This is a genomic window from Leucobacter aridicollis (assembly GCF_024399335.1).
Lineage (GTDB): Bacteria > Actinomycetota > Actinomycetes > Actinomycetales > Microbacteriaceae > Leucobacter > Leucobacter aridicollis_A.
In genome coordinates this window covers 127,135-145,824 of record NZ_CP075339.1, presented here as the reverse complement: position 1 = coordinate 145,824, position 18,690 = coordinate 127,135, and the positions used below count along the sequence as shown (strand labels likewise).

Annotated in this window: 10 protein-coding genes; 8 read left to right on the top strand and 2 right to left on the bottom strand. The window is 61.4% G+C overall.

The annotated features are described in order from the left end of the window. The first annotated feature begins 122 nt into the window (after positions 1-122). The 8 genes from KI794_RS00580 (at position 123) to KI794_RS00545 (ending at position 13,203) form a co-directional block, all read left to right on the top strand. Positions 123-1,322, top strand: coding sequence for a hypothetical protein (locus tag KI794_RS00580; RefSeq protein WP_255809793.1), 1,200 nt, complete (start codon positions 123-125; stop codon positions 1,320-1,322). Next, positions 1,319-1,819: a hypothetical protein gene (locus tag KI794_RS00575; protein WP_255808750.1), complete on the top strand. Its 501-nt coding sequence runs from the start codon at positions 1,319-1,321 to the stop codon at positions 1,817-1,819. The genes KI794_RS00580 and KI794_RS00575 overlap by 4 nt, the downstream gene beginning before the upstream one ends. A 12-nt stretch (positions 1,820-1,831) precedes the next feature. Continuing rightward, on the top strand, positions 1,832-3,676 hold the full coding sequence (locus tag KI794_RS00570; protein WP_255808749.1) for a type IV secretory system conjugative DNA transfer family protein: 1,845 nt from the start codon (positions 1,832-1,834) through the stop codon (positions 3,674-3,676). A gap of 502 nt (positions 3,677-4,178) precedes the next feature. Beyond that, the gene (locus tag KI794_RS00565; RefSeq protein ID WP_255808748.1) at positions 4,179-4,643 is read left to right on the top strand and encodes a hypothetical protein; all 465 of its coding nucleotides are present in this window, start codon (positions 4,179-4,181) and stop codon (positions 4,641-4,643) included. A gap of 181 nt (positions 4,644-4,824) precedes the next feature. Further along, positions 4,825-6,210 carry a hypothetical protein gene (locus tag KI794_RS00560; protein ID WP_255808746.1) on the top strand — a complete coding sequence of 462 codons (1,386 nt, stop codon included), beginning with the start codon at positions 4,825-4,827 and terminating at the stop codon, positions 6,208-6,210. Between the two features lie 192 nt (positions 6,211-6,402). After that, entirely contained in the window at positions 6,403-7,545 is a 1,143-nt protein-coding gene (locus KI794_RS00555) for a hypothetical protein (protein ID WP_255808744.1), read from the top strand. A 202-nt stretch (positions 7,546-7,747) separates the two neighbouring features. Beyond that, a complete protein-coding gene (locus KI794_RS00550; RefSeq protein WP_255808743.1) occupies positions 7,748-8,350 on the top strand; it encodes a hypothetical protein in 603 nt (200 codons plus the stop codon). After that, positions 8,290-13,203 carry a helicase-related protein gene (locus tag KI794_RS00545; RefSeq protein WP_255808741.1) on the top strand — a complete coding sequence of 1,638 codons (4,914 nt, stop codon included), beginning with the start codon at positions 8,290-8,292 and terminating at the stop codon, positions 13,201-13,203. Before KI794_RS00550 ends, KI794_RS00545 begins: the two co-directional genes overlap by 61 nt. Before the next feature lie 53 nt (positions 13,204-13,256). Here the strand turns inward: KI794_RS00545 and mobF are convergent, their stop codons facing one another. Together mobF and KI794_RS00535 are read right to left on the bottom strand one after the other, a co-directional pair. Continuing rightward, positions 13,257-17,084: a MobF family relaxase gene (gene mobF / locus KI794_RS00540; RefSeq protein ID WP_255808739.1), complete on the bottom strand. Its 3,828-nt coding sequence runs from the start codon at positions 17,082-17,084 to the stop codon at positions 13,257-13,259. Between the two features lie 84 nt (positions 17,085-17,168). Continuing rightward, positions 17,169-18,548, bottom strand: coding sequence for a hypothetical protein (locus KI794_RS00535; protein ID WP_255808737.1), 1,380 nt, complete (start codon positions 18,546-18,548; stop codon positions 17,169-17,171). Between the last annotated feature and the right edge of the window lie 142 nt (positions 18,549-18,690).

The window sequence follows — 18,690 nt, the reverse complement described above, 5'->3', positions numbered from 1 at the left end:
CACCACATGTAGGCACAGGGTGGGAGTTTGCGGCAGCAAATCCATTCGCGGCCTCAGACCTCCCTCAGATTGTCGGTCCCGTAATTGGGGTCGAGAGGCTATCCGGAGGCCGCGGTTTCGTGATGCATCCATGGAACATGTATCTGTCCGGCATGGTGTCGTCCCCGAACATTCTTGTGAAGGGCAGCCTCCGCCGAGGTAAGTCGTTCATCGTGAAGCGGCTCGTCACACTTCTCGCCCTGTTTGGCGTGTACTCGATCAACACGAGTGATGTGAAAGGCGAGCACGGTGTTGTTGCGGAAGCGCTCGGCGGACAGGTGTTCAAAGTTGGGTCGTTCGGCACCGATATCCGCGTGAATCCCCTCCAGACAGGCGAGCGCCACTTCGGAGAATCTGAAGCGGAGCACGCACAGCGCATGCTCGCATCTCGGCAGCAAGTGCTCCAGCTCATCGGCGCACTCCTCTCCCCCGGTTCCAGGAACCTGTTTCCGGCCGAGATTGCGATCTTGAATTGGGCACTCAGCGAAGTGATTCGAGAAACGAACGACCACCCGACAATCCGGAAAGTCATCCAGAAGATCGACTCACCGGAGCTCACCACGGCCCGCGGCGGCATGTTTGAGAAAGACATGGCGCGCGACCTGGTGCTCATGTTCGACCTCCTCCTCCAGGGAAACCTGTCGGGCATGTTCGAAGACGAAGGCACCATCCAACTCGACCCAGAGTCCCCGTACACAGTGTTTGACACGTACGCGATGGAGAAGCGCGGAGACCTCGCACTCGCGATCACGCAAACCATCACGAACTCATGGGTGCAGAACATGGTGTCGAACAAGGCGTCAGGACGCCGTCACCTCGTCATCCGCGAGGAAGGGTGGCGTGACATGAAGACGAAGGCGGCGCTCGAAGCGCACGAGCTGCAGCTGAAACTGTCTGGAGAGTACGGCATCACGATGATGATGATCGTCCACGAGGACGGCGATTTCGATACCGGCGGGGACGAAGAACGAAACCTCGCCCAGAAACTCCTCCGAGGCTATGCGAACACAATCACGTTCTATCAAAACGAATCAACGCTCAAGCGCGCAGTCCAGGCCGGCACACTCCGTCAGGGTGAGGCGAACCTCATCAAGGGGTTCGGTCGTGGCGAGTTTATGTTCCGTGCCGGGGAGCGCAGCTACGTCATCGACGGCAACCCGACGTCAACGGCTTGGGAACGGCGACTCTTTGACACTGATGCGGCCATGCGGCATCTCGGCCGCGACACCGACCAACCTGGCGGACAAACGGACAACACACATATGCAGGGGGAAACAGTATGACGAAAGACAGCGTGACAGTGCTCACGACCGAAGCACGAAAGGCCCTGAGGGAGCTCTCCGCCACCAGCGACGACCCGCTGCTGAGTGAGGTGTGGGAGCTGTGTGTGTCCGTCACCAACGAAGCAGGATCCCGGTTCCTTGAACAGGCTCACGGACCGTTCCTCTCGGCGGCCGCGGAAGTGCGGCTCTACGTCGCTCACCTTGAGCGGGTCGAGAACGTGATCGAGGGATCCCCGCTCAGGGTGCCGCGCCTGGCAGCAAGGCCGCTGCGCGCTGCAGGCCGCTACATCGCAGACACGAACGACAGTACTGAGCTCGTCGCGTTCCTCACAGAGGTGCCGGCAGTAGCGTCAGCGTTCGGTGAGTACCTCATCCGGGCGGAAGGCCGACAGTCGCGCCCGGTCGTCGACGTCTTAGATCTCGCCGTGCGGGCCGGCGCCGTATTCACCGACTGCCTCGTACGGGCGGTACCCCCGATGGCGATCGCCAACGACTAGAACGGAAACACCATGTCTCACTTCCAAGACCGTACCGCCCCTGCGACGGGCTTTGAGAAACGGTTGCGTACCTTCGGTTTCGCGGAGATACTCGCGCTCGTGATCGGTCTCCCGGCAGCTGTGCTCCTGGGGCTGCAGTTCTTCGTCCAGATGCTCGTGACGTTCCTCACCGGGGCAGAGTCGTTCACGCCGCTTCCCGTGTTCCGCTATTTCGGGCTCTGGGGTGCTGCGGATCCTGCAGCACGCTATGGGGTGAACGGTGCCGGCGTGCTGCATTGGGCACTCATCGTGTGCATCTCAGCTGCGATCGCAACCGTCGTGTTCCTGTTTGTACGCGCAGGGTCGAAGCGCAGGAAGGACCCACAGCGCAGGCCCGGCCTCGCATCACGTGAGCAAGTCCGTGAGGAGCTCGGCGAGGAGCAGCTTCTCGCAGAGCGAGCACCTGTGCTCCGGCCGGCGCTTCCGGCTTCACGGCTGACTGCCACAGACGTTGGGTACCGGGTCGGAATGTTCCGGGGCATCGAGTGTTTCCTGCGGGTGGAAGACCCCATGATTGTGATCGGTCCCTCCCGCGCGGGCAAGGGCTGGAATCTGGTGCTTCCGTGGATCATGGACGCACCAGGTGCTGTCGTGACGACGACCTCAAAACTCGACAACGCACAGATGACGATGCAGGCGCGTGAACGGGCAGGGTCGAAGGTGTGGATTTTCGCCCCGGGGATCCAGAGCGGGAAAGACTTCGGCCATGTCTTGAAGTGGGACGCCGTCGCCGGCTGCGTCAACGAAGAAACGTTGATTCGTCGGATCAACGGGCTCATCCCTGCTGACGCGTTCTCCGGGTCGACCACGAACGGTGGTCACTGGGATACCCTCGGTAAGCAGCTCTCGACCGCGCTGTTTCACGCGGCCGCGTGTGGCGGCCGCACTGTCGACGACATCTGGAGCTGGGTCGCCTCGCCACGCGCAGCAGAAGAAGCTGTTCGTTTGATCCGAGACCACCCGAAAGGGCTCATTGAGCACGCGACCATGCTTGAGACGGTCATCAACATGCCTGCAGAGCAGCGCGCATCTCAATGGGCGGTCTTACCGACGGTGCTCGCGTTTCTCGGTTCCCGAAGCGCCCGCGACTGGATGAAGGTCGGACCAGACGATGCCAACTTCAATTTCGCCGATTTCATCCTCCAGAAGGGCACCGTCTACCTCATCGGTGACAAGAAGACGTCAGCAAGTTACCTCAGGATCCTCGACGGGTTTCTCTCAGAAGTTGACTACGTGTCCAAAGCGATCGCGGCAGGCTCCCCCGGCGGCCGGCTCGACCCGCCGCTCACGTATCTACTTGATGAGGCAGGGAACTTCGAGTACCAGGGCATGTACGAGCTCATCACCGCCGGCGGCGGCGTCGGCCGCATCGGAGTCGCGGTATTCCAGTCGAAATCGCAGCTGCAGCAGTACGGCGGGCAGGAAGGCGCTGACACGCTGTGGGATGCGGCTACTGCGAAGATTGTGCTGCCGGGTGGAGGTGACCCTCGCGCGCTCGAGGACATGTCGAAGCTCATCGGTGAGACGTGGGTGGAGCGGGAGTCGCATTCGATGGCGCTTCGCGGACCGGCCCAGATGCAGTTGTCTGAAGAGAAGCGGGCGATCTTTGAGGGCAGCGAGATCCGGACACTTGAAAAGGGGATGGCGTTTGTGTTCTACCGCAACCTGCCGCCGTTCCTCCCGAGGACCAGGCCATTTCACGAGCATCCCCGGTTCGTGGAGTGTCAGAAGGACTCGAAGAACCTCGAACAGCATCTTCGGGACACGTCCGAGTACGGGGACGCGATCGCGAAGATGCAGGCCGGGTACCGTGCGTGAGCTGAGCCCGTGGGCGGTGCGCTCCAACGGACGGGAAGCGCACCGTCAGCGCTACGCCGCATATATGCGCTCCCCCGCATGGTTTCGGCGCCGGTTTCGGTGGGCTGAGGACGAAGCCGGCCTCCTACCGGAAGGCGCGGGTATTGTCTGCCGCGGCTGCGGTAATCCGTGGGTGCTCAGCCGGGACGACTTGCACCACATCACCTATGATCGCCTCGGTTCAGAAGAACACGAGGACTTGTGGCCGTTGTGTCGCGGCTGCCACACGATGATTCACGATCTACTCGAGTCAACACGGACATGGCGAAAACTTCCCCGGTCGCAGGCGAACTCTGTCGCACTCGAGTATGTCCGTGATGAGCGCGAAGGAAAGCTGAAGACTCCGTTCCCTCGCGGTTCGGCGGCGCTTCGGGACTACCTCTGACTCGCTGTATGCGCGTCGCGGGCTGTCGGTTGCCAAGCTGGGCGATTCGCGCTCAGTCGCTACCGAGAAGAGATCAAGATGACACGCTTCGCTGACTATGAGCGAGACTTCGATTACCTGCACTACGCGGAGGAAAGCCGGACTCTGTTGAGTCATATTCCTGACGAGGATGTCAGGAACAACATGATTCAGCGGCATGACCAGCTTGTGCGTGACCGTGTCCCGTTCGATGAGTTCCCGTCACGACTGGAAGACCTGCAGCCGACTGGCATATCAGCTCAGGAATTCGCAATCACCGCATACACCGACGGCATTTACTGCAATTCCCCAAATCGCGACAAATACGACACGGGCTCCGATTCAATGTGGGGGATAACGCTAGCTTGGGCGGTGACAGACCTCGCGAAGTACCAGCGCTTGCAGGAGTACACAAGGCTCGTTGAGGAGCGCGCGCCAGTGTCGAGCCAGTCAGCAGAGTTGGCAGCGGTTCAGCGGCCGGAGGCCCATTCCATATCGCCTCAAACACACGGCCTAGCGATGTAGGACACCGGGGGCTGCGCCGGCACGGTGCAGCCCCCACGTGCGTCCACTGCGCAAGACCCCATGTCGTTCTTTCAGGTACCCCAAACCTGACAAAACCAACCCGAACCATGCTTGGGGGACCTTTGCTATCCAACAGAAGGGAATCATTATGAGAGTTTTTCCGACACACAGATTTGCAAACATGCAGGACCTCGAGCAACGCCGGCAGTACCTTCAGGGCTTTCCAGAGGAAGTCGTGCTCCCCAACGGCTTCGGAGGTGTTCAAAGGATCGAACGCTCCGACCTGCTGTCGCTCCACGACCAAGCCGCAGCGCTTGCCGAGTCACTCGACGAGCATCGCAACCGGATCGCGAAAATTGTCCAGCCCGATGTCCGCGGCGGTGCGGCAGTGCGTGAGTTCCTGCTCGATGTGTACGACTCCGAGTCCCATGCGCTCGACGCTCCGCCGACACCTCAGGAGCTCTGGGAGCAGCTGCAGCCGGCCGGCACCAACACCGATTCGAACTTGTCTGCATCGGCGCCGATCGGACATGTGCGAGCCGCCCTACAAGCGGTCCCTGACCCAGATGTTCGGGCCGCTTTGATTTCGGTCCATGATGAGTTCTCCGAACAGTCCCACGGGAGAACTGACTGGTTTCAGGAAGTGGATTTCGGCGCTTCCAATCCGGTGTGGGGTGTCGAGGACGTCCGAGGGCAAGCTGCTCGAGTACAACAGCAGCACCTGCCCAACCAGGACGACGCCCTCTCCTTCGCATACCCACGATTCCTCGAGAACATCTACTCTCCAGTCAGAACTGACGGTCGACTCCTCAACCCGGACACTGTCGAGCACGACGCGAAAGCAATATGGGGCGAAGCGCTTGAGGCTGGCCAAGCAGACGAACTCCGCATGGAACAGTATCGAGTGCTCGTCGACACCGCATACCTTCGCTTGGACGGCGCCGAAGTTACGCCCACCGAAGTGGCCGACATCAGGGCAACAGTCCTCTCTCGCGTGGACGGGCTCGAAGCCAGGGGCCACCTCAATACCGCAGACGCCGCAGCAATCAAGGACTCGCTGCAGTTGGATGACGCCACACCAGTGTGGGAGAGAGTGAGCTCCGCTCTTGACCGCTCCGACCTCACGGAAGAAGACAGAAACTACCTAGTGTCCCCCTTCGACACCGAGCACGAGGACAGTTTCCAACGGGACGCCACCAGCTCGCTCGGCCCCAGCCCAACGGTGAACGTTGTGGTCGCTAAACGGCATTTCAGGGCACGTGTGCAGGAGCTCACAGAGGCAAACCGGCTGTCAGTCAGCAACGCAACAGCGCTTCACAATGCGACCTCCAGCGAAGTCTCTGTCGACGATTGGGCGACCCAGGTCGACAGGGTATGCGAGGGACGCGGAATCAGCGGGGCCGAACGCGAGTACCTGCAGTCTGTACCAAAGAGTGCCACTGAGGGAGGGGAACCGATGTCGTGGAGTGCGGCGAGTGCGGCGCCGGCAAACGAAGCGCTCTACCGTGTCCCCACGGTACCGCCTCACGAGATGGTGGCGAAGTCAAGGCCAGCAATGACCTATTGAGCATTGAAACATGAAGGGGGCTGTGTTGGAAGGCACGGCCCCCTTCGCTGTCCAGTCTCCGTTTGCGCGGAAGTCGAACCCTCGCCACTGCGCGCGCGCATCCGTCAAGTAAGTGAACCCTGAAGGTCAGGCTTCGCATTTACGACAGGACAAGATTATGGACAACATTCACGCTTACAGAGGTGCCCTCCGATGAGAGTGTTTCCTCAGATCCGGTTGGACAACGCAACAGCGTTTGAAGAACGGCGTCACCTGCTGTCGGGGCTGCCGAAAGAAATCCCCGTAGCGGGTGGGGACCGCAGCGCCAACGTAATCAGACGCGACGATCTCGTCCACGCTCACGATTTCAGTGCGCGGAGCAAGACGTCGTTAGCTTCCCATCTAGTCAAGGTCACAAATAGCCTCCCCAGAGACAGTACCGAAGGCCGAGCAGTTGAGAAGTTCCTCAGCCGGGTCTATGACGACCGCTATGTGGCGGGAGCTCCTGCGCGCTTGTGGGAAGATTCCTTACAACAAGCGTCTTTGTGGTCTCGCCCACAAGTTGATGCAATCAACCAGTCGGCTGATCCTGCAATCGCTCGAGCCGCGCTTCAAGGAATCCCGGATGCGCAGGTCCGCGACAAGCTCATCACTGTCCACGACATGTATTCTGAGTTGCTGGGTGAGCGAAGGTCGTGGATGGACGCGGTGGTGTTTGCGGATATAGATCCTGACGATGACGACGATGTCGAGCTCGGGCAGGTCTCAGTTGAGCAGGCGCAATCGCTTCCCAACAATAGCGACGCCGAGTCGTTTGCATACCCGCGTTTTCTGGAGGACATCTATCATCAAACGCGCACTGACGGGATGCTTGCCTCCGTTGAAGCTGCGGAGGCCTTTGGCCCGTCGCTGTGGGCGGAAGCGCTGGCTGCCGGCGTGCAGGACGAGGCTCGTATGGAGCTGTATAGGACGCTGACTGACACAAGCACTTTTCGGATCCACGGCAGTGAGGTGTCCGTTCAAGAAGTAGCAGACGCTCGCGCGGACGTTGCAGCACGAATCCAGGCGCTAGTACAGCACGGATACGTCACCGACCAGCAGGCCTCAGATCTCAGACTTGCTTTGCACTCAGAACGCGATCATTCCAATACTTCGGTCTGGCGAAGCCTCGACCAGGCGTCTCAAGGTTGCGGCCTGTGGGAAGGGCACGCAACCTACCTTCGAGAGCCGTTCAACAACATTCGCGGCGTGCCCGCGGCAATTTCAGCAATGCCCCATCTCCCGCCTTCTGCAGTGGATGCCTCATTGTTCACTCATCCAGCGCCACAACAGCAGGCACCTGCAATATCGTACTAGCCCCTCTCCTTGCGCGTTGCAGCAGAAAGTGCAGCCCACACAAGGCGTCAGTCTGCGCGAGCTCCTACGTCGACCTTTCGATAGTGAATTTCGGATGTGTCGGAGGTTAGACCGAGAATGGCCAGAAGGCAGCGTGTTGCTGATACCCAGTTAGCTTTTGACCTCTGGGGCGAATTCGACAGCATAGACCAGGAGGAAACACATGTACGACCAGGAGATGCTCGCGAAGCTGCAGGCGACGTGGCCGGAGACGACCGACTACCTGACGAAGCTCGGACAGTTGAACAACGACCTGATGGTACTCAGGGAGATGAAAGCAGCGGACGAGCACATTCCGTCATGGCTGGAACTCCTGGGGTACAGCGAGGACGACTTTATGAAGACCCCGACAGCGATGGAAGTTCTCCGGTTCTTGAATCAACAGGGAATCGTGGTTCAGTCGAGGCTGACGGTTCCGAAGTTTCTCGAGTTCCATACGGACCAGGAGGAACTGTACGAAGCGGGCGAGGAGTCCACTCCGGAGGTTCTCGAAGTGTCGCCCCCTCTGGAGCTCCGCGACGAGTACGACGCGATGTTGTGGGCTCTGCCGGAGTTGCAGGAGAAGCTCGTCGAGTGGGCGAAGCAGACCGCGGCCCGTCACGGATCCCCGGCGCCGCTGATGACGCTCACCCAGGCGACGATCTTGATGCTCGTCGTGCGGGCGTTGGACCACGATTTGAACAAGTCTCCCGGGTGGCAGGCGGAGTGTCTGCAGTCCGCACTCTCCAGCGAGTTCTATCAGAAGGCCGCACACCCACTCCCCTAGAAACGGCAGAGCTCCAGCGATTCCCGGGATGGGGCGCTACTCCAGAACTCTTCGACCCGAAGCACTCGAAGTACCAGACGGAACGCGACGAGCTCACGGACCTGTGGGGCGAGGAAGAGTGGGCGGCCGCGCGCCGCACGGTCCTGAACGCCCACTACACAAACGACGCCTACGTCGCCGCGATGTGGGAAGCACTCGACGCCCTCGGCGTCCCTGAGACCGGACATGTACTGGAGCCTGGGTGCGGGACGGGCAACTTCATCAAGGCAGCCGGCACGCACCAGGTCACGGGCGTTGAGCTCGACCCCACCTCGGCCGCGATCGCGCAGGTCCTGAACCCGCAGGCGGTGATTCGGGCGGAGTCGTTCGGGGACACGTTCCTCACGCATGACGGCTACGACGCCGTCATCGGGAACGTCCCCTTCGGGCAGACCCGGCTCTACGATCCCGCCTACAACCGGGCGAACCTCTCACTCCACAACCACTTCATCGTGAAAGCGCTCCGGCAGACAAAACCTGGCGGCATCGTCATGGTGATGACGTCCAGGTGGACGATGGACGCGAAGGCCGAACAAGCACGCCGCGAGATCTCCACCTACGGGGAGCTCCTTGGCGCGGTGAGGATGCCTGCAGGCGCGCACGGAGAGACAGCGGGGACAGACGCAGTCGTCGATGTCCTGGTCCTCCGCAGGCACCTCGGGGACACACCTGAAGGCGAGCCGGCCTGGCTTCGGACAGTGGACATCGACGGGGACGCGGGGACAGCCCGCGTCAACAGCTACTTCAACGAACGTCCAGGACACGTGCTTGGCCGGCTTGGGACACGGAGTGGACAGTTCGGGCCAGAAGTGTCCGTATCCGCTGTCGACGTCTCCCCCACCGTTGTCGCGCCGCTCCTTGCGGACAGGCTCCGGGACATTGTCCAGGACGCCCAAGTCACCGGGCGGACATGGGCGGCAGACGGGCAGGTCGTGTCCGACCGTCCTGTCGCAGGCATCGTCCAGGACTCGAAACTGTCCATCGGGCATATCAGCGTCCAGGACGGTGTCCTCATGCAGCAGGGCGTCACCGAGCTTGAACCGGTGAATGTCCCAAAGAATGCAATGCGTGAGCTCTCACACCTGGTGTCCCTCAGATCCGCTGCGGTGTCCCTCCTCGAAGCAGAAGCATCGTCTGCGGAAGACACCGAGCACATTGCTGTCCTGCGTCAGGATCTCAACCGGATCTACGACTCTTACCTCGAGTCGTACGGCCCGATCGGCCGATCGACCACGACTGTTCGCGAGCGGCCAGGGAAAGACCCGGTGATCACCAGGCGGTTCCCGGCCGCGATCCGTGCGCTCCGCATCGACCCGCACTACGCCACCGTCGCAGCACTCGAGCACTACAACGAGGACACCCAGACGTCCAGGAAGGCGACGATCTTCCGTGAACGTGTCGTGGGAGCGGTCACTCTGGTCGACCGCGTCGATACCCCGGAAGACGCAATCCGAGTGTCGCTCGAGCGCACCGGCTACGTCGACGTACCACTTGTTGCTTCACTCCTTGACGTCGACGAGGCTGCCGCGGTCGACCAGGTCGCAGATCTCGTGTTTCTCGACCCTGAGGACCGTACCCGGTATCTGCCAGCGGCCGAGTACCTCTCCGGGAACGTGCGGAAGAAGCTCAAGGAAGTGCGCGAGCTCGCCGTCGTCGACGCGACGTTCCAGCGCCACGTCGACGCCCTCACCGAGGTCATCCCTGTAGAGGTGGGGCCAGCGGAGATCGACGTCCGGTTCGGTGCCGGCTGGGTGCCCGTGAGTGACGTGTCTGCGTTCCTTGAGCACGAGCTCAAGCGGGGCGTGAAGACGATCGAACGCATCGACGGGGAATGGAAGTTCCAACTCGCAGGTAAATCTCCTGAGACTGCTGAAGCGAAGTGGGGCGTCTCCGGTGACCACGTGAAACTGGGCGCCGCCCAGGTCATGAAGAAGGTAATGAACGGCGAGAAGCTGGAGCTGCGGTACCGGCCGGACAAGGACGGCCCGTCCGTGTTGGACCAGGTCGCGACCGAAGCGTTACAGGAACGCGCAACCGAGCTGCACGACGTTTTTCAGGACTGGTTGTGGCGGGACGGGGAACGTGTGATCCGGTTGCAAGAGCGCTACAACGACATGTACAACGGGATCGCGCTCCGCTCCTACGATGGCGTCGAGCTCGTGTTCCCGGGCAAGGCGAAGTCGTTCAACCCGCGGCCGCACCAGCACGCGGCCGTCGCGCGTATGCTCGCAGAGCCGGCAGTCGGACTGTTCCACGAGGTCGGGGCAGGGAAGACGGCTGAGATGGTGCTCGGGGTGATGGAGCTGAAGCGGCTTGGTATGGCCGAGAAGCCTGCGATCATCGTCCCGAATCAGATGCTTGAGCAGTTCACACGCGAGTTCAAGCAGATTTACCCCCGAGCACGTGTCCTGTCTGCCGGCAGCGAGGATATTGCCCGCGTTGGCGGGAAGGACGGCCGCAAGCTGTTCGTGGCGCGGGCCCGCAGCGGGAACTGGGATGCCGTCATCATGACGCATGGTGCGTTCGGGAAGATTGGGCTCGGCGCCGCGCGAGCCGATTACGCGCAACAGCGACTTGATGAGCTACGCGACGTGCTCGAGCAGAAGCTAGCGTCCGAGCTGTCAGACAAGTCAGTGAAACGACTCGAGGAGAGCTTGTCCAAGCAAGAACAGAAGCTCAAGCAGATGCTTGATCTCGACCACGACGAGGACGTGACCTGGGACGAGACCGGCATCGACTATCTCTGTATCGATGAAGCCCACCTGTACAAGAACATCACGGTTCAGTCGTCCGTGGAAGATCTCGCAAAACAGGGCAACGACAAGACGACGGATCTCGATATGAAGCTCTGGTACCACCGCGAACACCTCGGACAATCCAGGGTCGCGACGCTCGCGACGGCGACACCGCTGCCGAACTCGATCATCGAAATGTACGTCATGATGCGGTACATGCGGCCTGACCTCCTGAAAGACGCACAGGTCTATTCGGCTGACGACTGGGCGCAGCAATTCACCGAGCAAGTCACCGCCGTGGAGGCGAAACCCGATGGTGGCGGCTTCCAGGTGAAAACTCGCACGACGAAGTTCAGGAACGTTCCGGAGCTGCTTCGTATGTGGCACGTGCCTGGCGATGTGAAGACGCAGGCGGATCTCGCGCTGCCTGTGCCGGCGATCGCGAGAAACGTCGACGGGGAACGATCCCCCGAGATGGTGATTGTCCCGGCGAATGAGGAACAGGCCGCGGGTATGGCTGATCTGGTGGAGCGGGGCGACGCAGTCCGTCGAGGAATGGTGCAGCCCGAGACGGACAACATGCTGAAGATCACGTCGAACGGGCGAGCACTCGCCCTCGACGCCCGCCTCTACGGCGGGAGCGAGCCTGCGGAAGGGGAAACCACGAAAGTGAACGTTGTTGCCGACAACGTGTACGACATCTGGGCCGAAAACCGGGACCGTGAGTACCTCGACGAATGGGGCGAGATCGCCGCTAACCGAGGGGCATTGCAGATCGTGTTCGCTGACCTTGGGACGCCGTCGACGGACGGCCGTTGGGACGCCTACACGGAGATCCGTGAGCAACTCATCCAGAAGGGGATCCCTGCGTCGCAGATTCGATTCATTCACGAGGCCGGCAACGACAAGGCGAAGGCTGAACTGTTCCAGCAGGCGCGTGACGGCCGCGTCCAGGTGCTTTTCGGGTCGACCGAGAAGATGGGCGTCGGGACGAACGTGCAAGCCCGCGCGGTCGCACTGCACCACGTCGACGCACCGTGGAGACCGGCGGACGTGACTCAGCGTGAAGGGCGCGCGATTCGGCAGGGCAACCAGAACGACGAACTTCGGATCCTCCGCTACGCGACCGAGGGATCATTCGACTCGTACATGTGGGGCATTCTCGCGCGGAAGGCGACGTTCATCGAGCAAGTCCTCACGGGAAGGCTCGATGTCAGAGAGGTCGAGAACTCGACCGAGATGGCGTTGCAGTTCTCCGAGATGCAGGCGATCGCCGCCGGCGACATGCGCATTCTTGAAGCCGCGCACCTGAAGAACGAGGTGCAGAAGCTGTCCCGGCAGGAGCGCGCGCACTCGAGGAAGATCTCATCGGTGCAGGCACGCCGGCTTGCACTCGGGCAGGGCATGGAAGTTGCAAAGCATGACCTTGAAGTCATGCGGAACCTCGCGCCGAACGTCGTGGATACCCGTGGCGACAACTTCACGGGCCGAGTCAGGCCGAAGAGCTGGGCGGAAGCACCGAACTACCGTGAGCGCAAACAGTTCGGGCAAGCACTCAGGGTTGCCGTCGAACGAGCACGTGACGCGCTGGGACCGTACGGGTTTACATCGAACAATGCTGCCTACCCAAGGCCATTGGGTATCCAAGTGTCTGTTGCTGGGCTCGAGTGGGAAACCCAGCTCAGGTGGAATGCTTATAAGCAGTCAGACCCGATCGTCGAATTCTCGGCAGGTCGCACGCACAAGGCGATGCAGCTCCGCATGGCCTGGTCACGCATCCAAGACGGCGACGCTTCAGGCATCGCACAGTCCTTCGAAATGCAGGCTCGAGACCTCCCCCGGTTGATCAAGGAGCACGAAGAGACTGTGGCGGCCGCGGCCGAGGAAGTCGCGGAATTGCGTCGCCTAGAGCAAGAAGAGTGGCCGAAACGAGGTGAGCTTGCCGCGGTGCAGTCGCAACTTGCTGAAATCCTCGGGCAGCTCGAGGAAGAAGCCATAGGGCCGGCTCAGCCTGAGCCGGCCCCTCACCAGCCGAACATCGATCAGATCGTTGAGAATGGTCCATCACTCGGGCTATAACACAGAAGCGGCGGGGCGGGTACGACATTTCGTACCCGCCCCGCTGTCGTGTTCTACGGTGTAGGCGCTACCCACCGGTCAGGCTGCGAATAGTGCAGTCGGTCCTGTCCCTGGCTAGGAGCGGCCTGAGGAACGACAACCGGATTCATAAGCGAGGCTCCCGCAATCGCCCGGTCTCGTTCCCTATTGCGGGCAACATGCACGTCAGGTCCAAGTGCCGTCTCGCTATCGATACCGTAGAGTTCGCGATAGCAAGCGACAGTCACCGCCCGTCGACGCCACTCCTCCGATGCTCCGGGTATTGGCTCCCCAAGTTCTGACAGCCATGGCTCTTTATTGGCGATCGCCTGCTCGACCAGGTGCTCGGCGCGCAACAGGATCGCTTGCTCGCGATCTTCAAGCGCGGCCTGGAAGTCAGGATCAGGATGCGCCGGTGCTCGTTCGATGAGGCCGGCAACGAGCCTGCCAGCCCCTCGGTGTCTCGCGGCTGTCATGTTCGCATCGACAGTGAGATTAAGACGTGCCTGCAGCAGCCCGGCGAGGCGCGCCGGCAAGTTCTTCGTCTCCTGTCGGTCGATCGATTCCAGCGCTTCGCGCACGGCACCCTCGACAGGAACTGTGCCTTGATCGTCGAGCGCTGCGAGGGTCCGCGCGAGTTTCAGACTGCTTCGGTACTGGGCGGGGTCTTCTCTGGTGAGATCGATGCCGAAGTTGTTCAGCATCGGCGCGTACTCGCCTGCGAGGTAGTCCAGCTCTGTGTGGTCGTCGACGAGCTTCCCGAGCCGATAGTGGAGGACAGCGATGGTCTCCCGCGCGGACCCCAGTTCGCGGCTCGCGAGGGCTTCTTCGATGGTGTCGCGCGGGTCATACCCGAGCTGTTCGATACGTCGAACGTTCGCGAGTACCGGGCCGAGGTATGGCGATTCGTGAGCCTCTTCATCTAGAACCCCTAGGTCAGTGAGGAGGGGCAGGTATTCGTCCTCGAGCTGTGTCGCGATCAGCGTCTGATATTCGGCCACGAGCTGCCGGATCGAGGACACTCGTTCGAGTTCATCGGCGGCAGCTTGGTGAGCAGACGGCGCGCTCTGCTTACGGAGGACAGCTTCCAGGGTGTCCTTCCAATCGCGTTCCATCCCTAGCGCCGCGTTGTCCCCGAGGACACTTTCCTCATCGTCGACGACATACGCCCGGTTGGAGTACTTGCCACGAGTCATTGCGACATAGAACGTCTCCCTGGAGGCGGAGGAGTCGATGATCGCGTGAGCGGTGTCCACTGTTCGTCCTTGGGAGCGGTGTGCGGTTGTCGCGTATGCGAGCTGGACATGCTCCCGGCAATACTCGCCAGGGAGGACAACGGTTTCGTCCCCGGACACTGCCGTAATGTCCCCGGTGTCCGGGTTAATGTCCTGGACAACCCATTCGTCGTTGTTCTTCACCCACCGGTCGTGGTCTGTCCTGAGTGTCCGCTCGTTTCGGCGCGTGACGATCCTGTCCCCCGGTGACGCGACACCTGACTGGACACGTGTCTCGTGTGTCCCGTCGACGTGTCCGGTCTCGATCCGCCAGTCGCGGGCGATCTGGTTGAGCCGTTCGACCATGTCGTTCGTAGGTGCGATGAGGAGGGACACGAGTGTCCCGTCCCCGCCGGGTGTCTGCTCGTCCGCTTTCCACGCGTCCACGGCGTCTTGCACGATGGTCTCGTCGAGGCCATGCGTGATCCTGCCCTGCTCGATGTACTGAGCGAGGCCGGCGGCTTTCCCGAGACGTAAGAGCTTTGACGCGTCAGCTTCCCACTCGGATTTGAACCGGTGGAGCTCGGTAAGTTCGGCGACGTCGTCGCGGTCTGCCGCGAGGAGCCCGAACGTGCCGCCGGCGTCGACTGCGGCAAGCTGCGCCCAGTCGCCAACGAGGAGGAGCTTCGCCCCTGCTGCTTCGGCCTGAGCACGGAGGGTGTCGAGTGCGATCGTTCCGGCGATGGATGCCTCGTCGATGATGATGAGGTCGCCTGCATTGAGCTCATATGAGAAGCCGTCTGCTTCGACAGTGCCCTGCCCGGTCTCGTGCAGCCATTTCGCGGTGTTCTCGGTCTGGATCCCGAGCGACTCGGCAAGCACCTCGGCAGCGCGAGCTGTCGGGGCGAGGCCACGCACACTCCCGGCACCGTACTGTGTTTCCCAGATCTCGCGGAGCTTCTCAAGCGACGTCGTCTTCCCAGATCCCGCGGGGCCTACGAGCACGTCGACGAGCCTCCCGGAGCAGGCAATGTTCTGCACTGCAGCAGCTTGGTCCGCACCAAGGATAAGGTCGCTGCCTGCGACCTTCGTGTGGACGAGTGCGTTCGTGAGCTCCTGGTCGATGGCGGCCGCGCTCACGGTGCGGCCGGCTTCGATCATGCGTTCTTCTGCGTCCCATACTTCGCGAGTAGTGAACAGATCCCGTGCGGCAGGGTGGAACGTGGATTCGCCGGATTCCGTGCGGAACCGTGTTGGGGCTCGGAGTGTGTTTCTCGGGGTGAGGGTGATCGCTTCAGCGAGCACCTGGTCGACGATCCTGGCAACGACTTGGTCGCGGTCCGCGGGTGACCTAAACCGCCAGCCCGCGATCGCGCGCAACGCTTCTGTCTCGGCGTTGCGCCTGCCCCACGTAGACTTCCCGATCGAGAGCGCCGTCAGCGCGCACGCGGCCGCGTCTTGCACCGCGTTAGTGTCGACGTCATCGTGCCTGAATGACCACAGAGGGAGGTCATCAAGCCGCGCTTTGCCGGCGTCGTGGACTCGATCTGCGAATAGGAAGGATTCGCCCACGTGACGCGTCGCGCGTTCCCTCCAGAGTGATGTGAGGGCTTTGAGCGACCGGTTCTGTTTTGCCTTGCGTGTGGCGAGTGTCGCTTGCTGCCTGAACTTGATGATCTGCTTCGCGGTCGGTTGCCGGCCATGCTTCTTCACGTAGTTTGCGATCTGTTGGTCCTTCGCGGCCGCGATGTCTCGTGAGCGGGTCGAGTACTCTCGGTTGAGATCCTGCGGCACATCGGCGATCTGCCACGCGACAGACCCCGGTGCTTCGCCTTGCTCGAGTGCGAACTGGTGCCGCGCCGACGCGGTGTCCGGTCGCGCTGTGTCAGCCAGCCATCCTTGGTATTCCGTGGGATGCTCTTGGACAGCCTGCGTCGTCCAATCCACACCGAACCGCATCGCGAGCTCGTCCATCAAAACCGTGTCGTAGTAGGCGCCGGCCGTTGCGACAGCTGGGAACAGTGACCAGCGCGAGTCGATCGTCCGCCACCGCCCGTCCGCGCCTTGGACGCGGTTCGAGACGAGCATGTGCGTGTGGAGCTGTGGATCTCCGTCGCGTGAATCCCAATGGTCAAACAGCGCCGCAGTGATGCCCTCAACGTGCTGCTGGGCGACACCGTCGACGCCGGTGCGGGTACGGATGATGTCTGACTCGAGCTTGTGGATCGTCGCGTCGATCGCGGCCTGGTGGCAGGCACGGATCTTGTCCTTCAAGTCCGGGTCCGAAAGCGCCCACCATGAGCTCACGGACTTGGGCGGTGAGAACACGAACTCGAACCCTGCAACTGACTGCCGTTTCTTGCCGTTTTCCTCAACAGCGCTTTTGGTGATGAACCGCTTCCCCAAGGCTGCACCCGTGAGCGGGTGCGTGCCCTCCCCGAACAGTGCTTCGAGGTCTTCCTTCCGGACGTCCCCGGTAGCGGTGGTGAGTCCGAGCTCGGCCGCACCGTTGCCGGCCCAAGCTCCAGGCGGGGTGCCATTGGCCATGTAGTAAGCGGCGCGGCTGTCTGCCCGGTCGAGCGTGTGCTCGGTAGAGACGGTTCCCATGAGGTAGCCCCACGCGTTTCGGTCAGCACCGATAGTGGTCATTGTGAGCAAGAGTGTTCTCCGATATCTGCATGGTGAATGTGTCTACCGTTAGATGAGCCGGTCTCATGGCGGAGGATTCCGGCGTTAGACATACATCCACTCGGACGCCCACGTGACCAATCCAGTCCCGTCACGGCCGAGAAGATGGGCTGCGTTGAGGTAGGGGGCGACTAGCGTGGTGCTGATTCGGGGGAGCTTGTGCTTGCGTAGGAGCGCTTCGACGGCTTCCGAGTCAGCCTCTGGCGCGGCCACGTGAAAGGCCTCTATCGCTCCAGCAAAGGTTCCACGTGTCTCCATCGGGATCAGACGCATTGTAAGTAGCGGTGTCCAACCACGCTCTTTCGCCGTTTCAAACGCGGCACGCAGGTCGTTCAACTCGAACCCCTCGTTTCCCGGGACTTCGAGAAAGAGCTCGAATTCAGGATGCTCATCTGCGAGTTGAAACCAGTTGTGCTCGGTGGGGTGCAACGTAGCAAGGTGGGGGAACGGGATTGAGAAGTCCCCATACCAGCGTGTACGGATGAGCGGGTGAACCCAGTCGGGCAGTGCGGGGTTGTCGCCGTCGGGGTCCGCCCGCATGGACGTGCTCCAGGCTTCCCACTCACCGGTAGTCCACTGGTTCATGTATTCCTCATCCTGCCCTGAGACCCGCTGCCACCATGCGAGATCGTGCAGCAGCTCCGGGCTGCACAGAGTGGTGCGCGCTGGAGGAAGATCCCCGCGCACGATCTCGTAGGACCCTGACTGCAGGTGACTGTCTGGAGAGAACTTGTCCCTATGCCGTTCGAGGATCGACTCAAACGTCGACTGTTCAACCTCGAACGTATGAAACATCGCGGCCGAGGTTTCGACATTCACTAGGTACCGGTGCACGCTGAACTTCGGAGTGGACGCTTCAGGGTGGAACTGAAGCCCACCTTCTTGATCGTATGAGACCCGCAAAGTTGACTGGAGTGTGTGAGCCCCGGCTGGTTCGTCGTTATTTCTAGACGGCGGAAATTCCTGGTCGAACAAGACCATCATGGACAGGCCAGCGATCAGCCAATCGTCGTTGTCCGGGTCCCTGAACGTGTCGCAGTAGAGTGCGCGTTCGTATGCAACGCGTATCGGAAAGTCGTCTCGGACAATTACGCCCATCTCGATGTCTGCGCTTGCTTCGAGGTAGTCGTCCTCAGCGTGCTCACGCTGGATGCGAGCAAGTTCGAGCGTGACTGCTTCGCTGCCGCCCTCGTCAAACGCGCGCTGGAGCTGATCAACGACCTTCTTGAGTTCATAGACCCGCATGTCTGCGGTCTCTACACGCGTGAAGCCGTGCCGAGCCCATGACCTGACGGCCTCATCGTAAGAGTCGTACCAGACGCTCGTATATGGCTGCCCGGTCTCCTCGTAGATCTCGGGAAATTCGAGGCGATGTGCTGTGACTGGTGCGGCTTTGACCGTGATGGTGGTCTTGGGAATGGTCATGGTTGTTCCGTTTCTGTGAGGTAGTTGTGCTGGGGGAGCTGAGAAAGCTATTGCTGAGCAGAATGCCGGTTCAGGGGAGCTTCGGCACGGGTTTCCGGTATGTGTGCTTGGCGCGAGCGGCTCGTTGTCTGCACCGTGCACC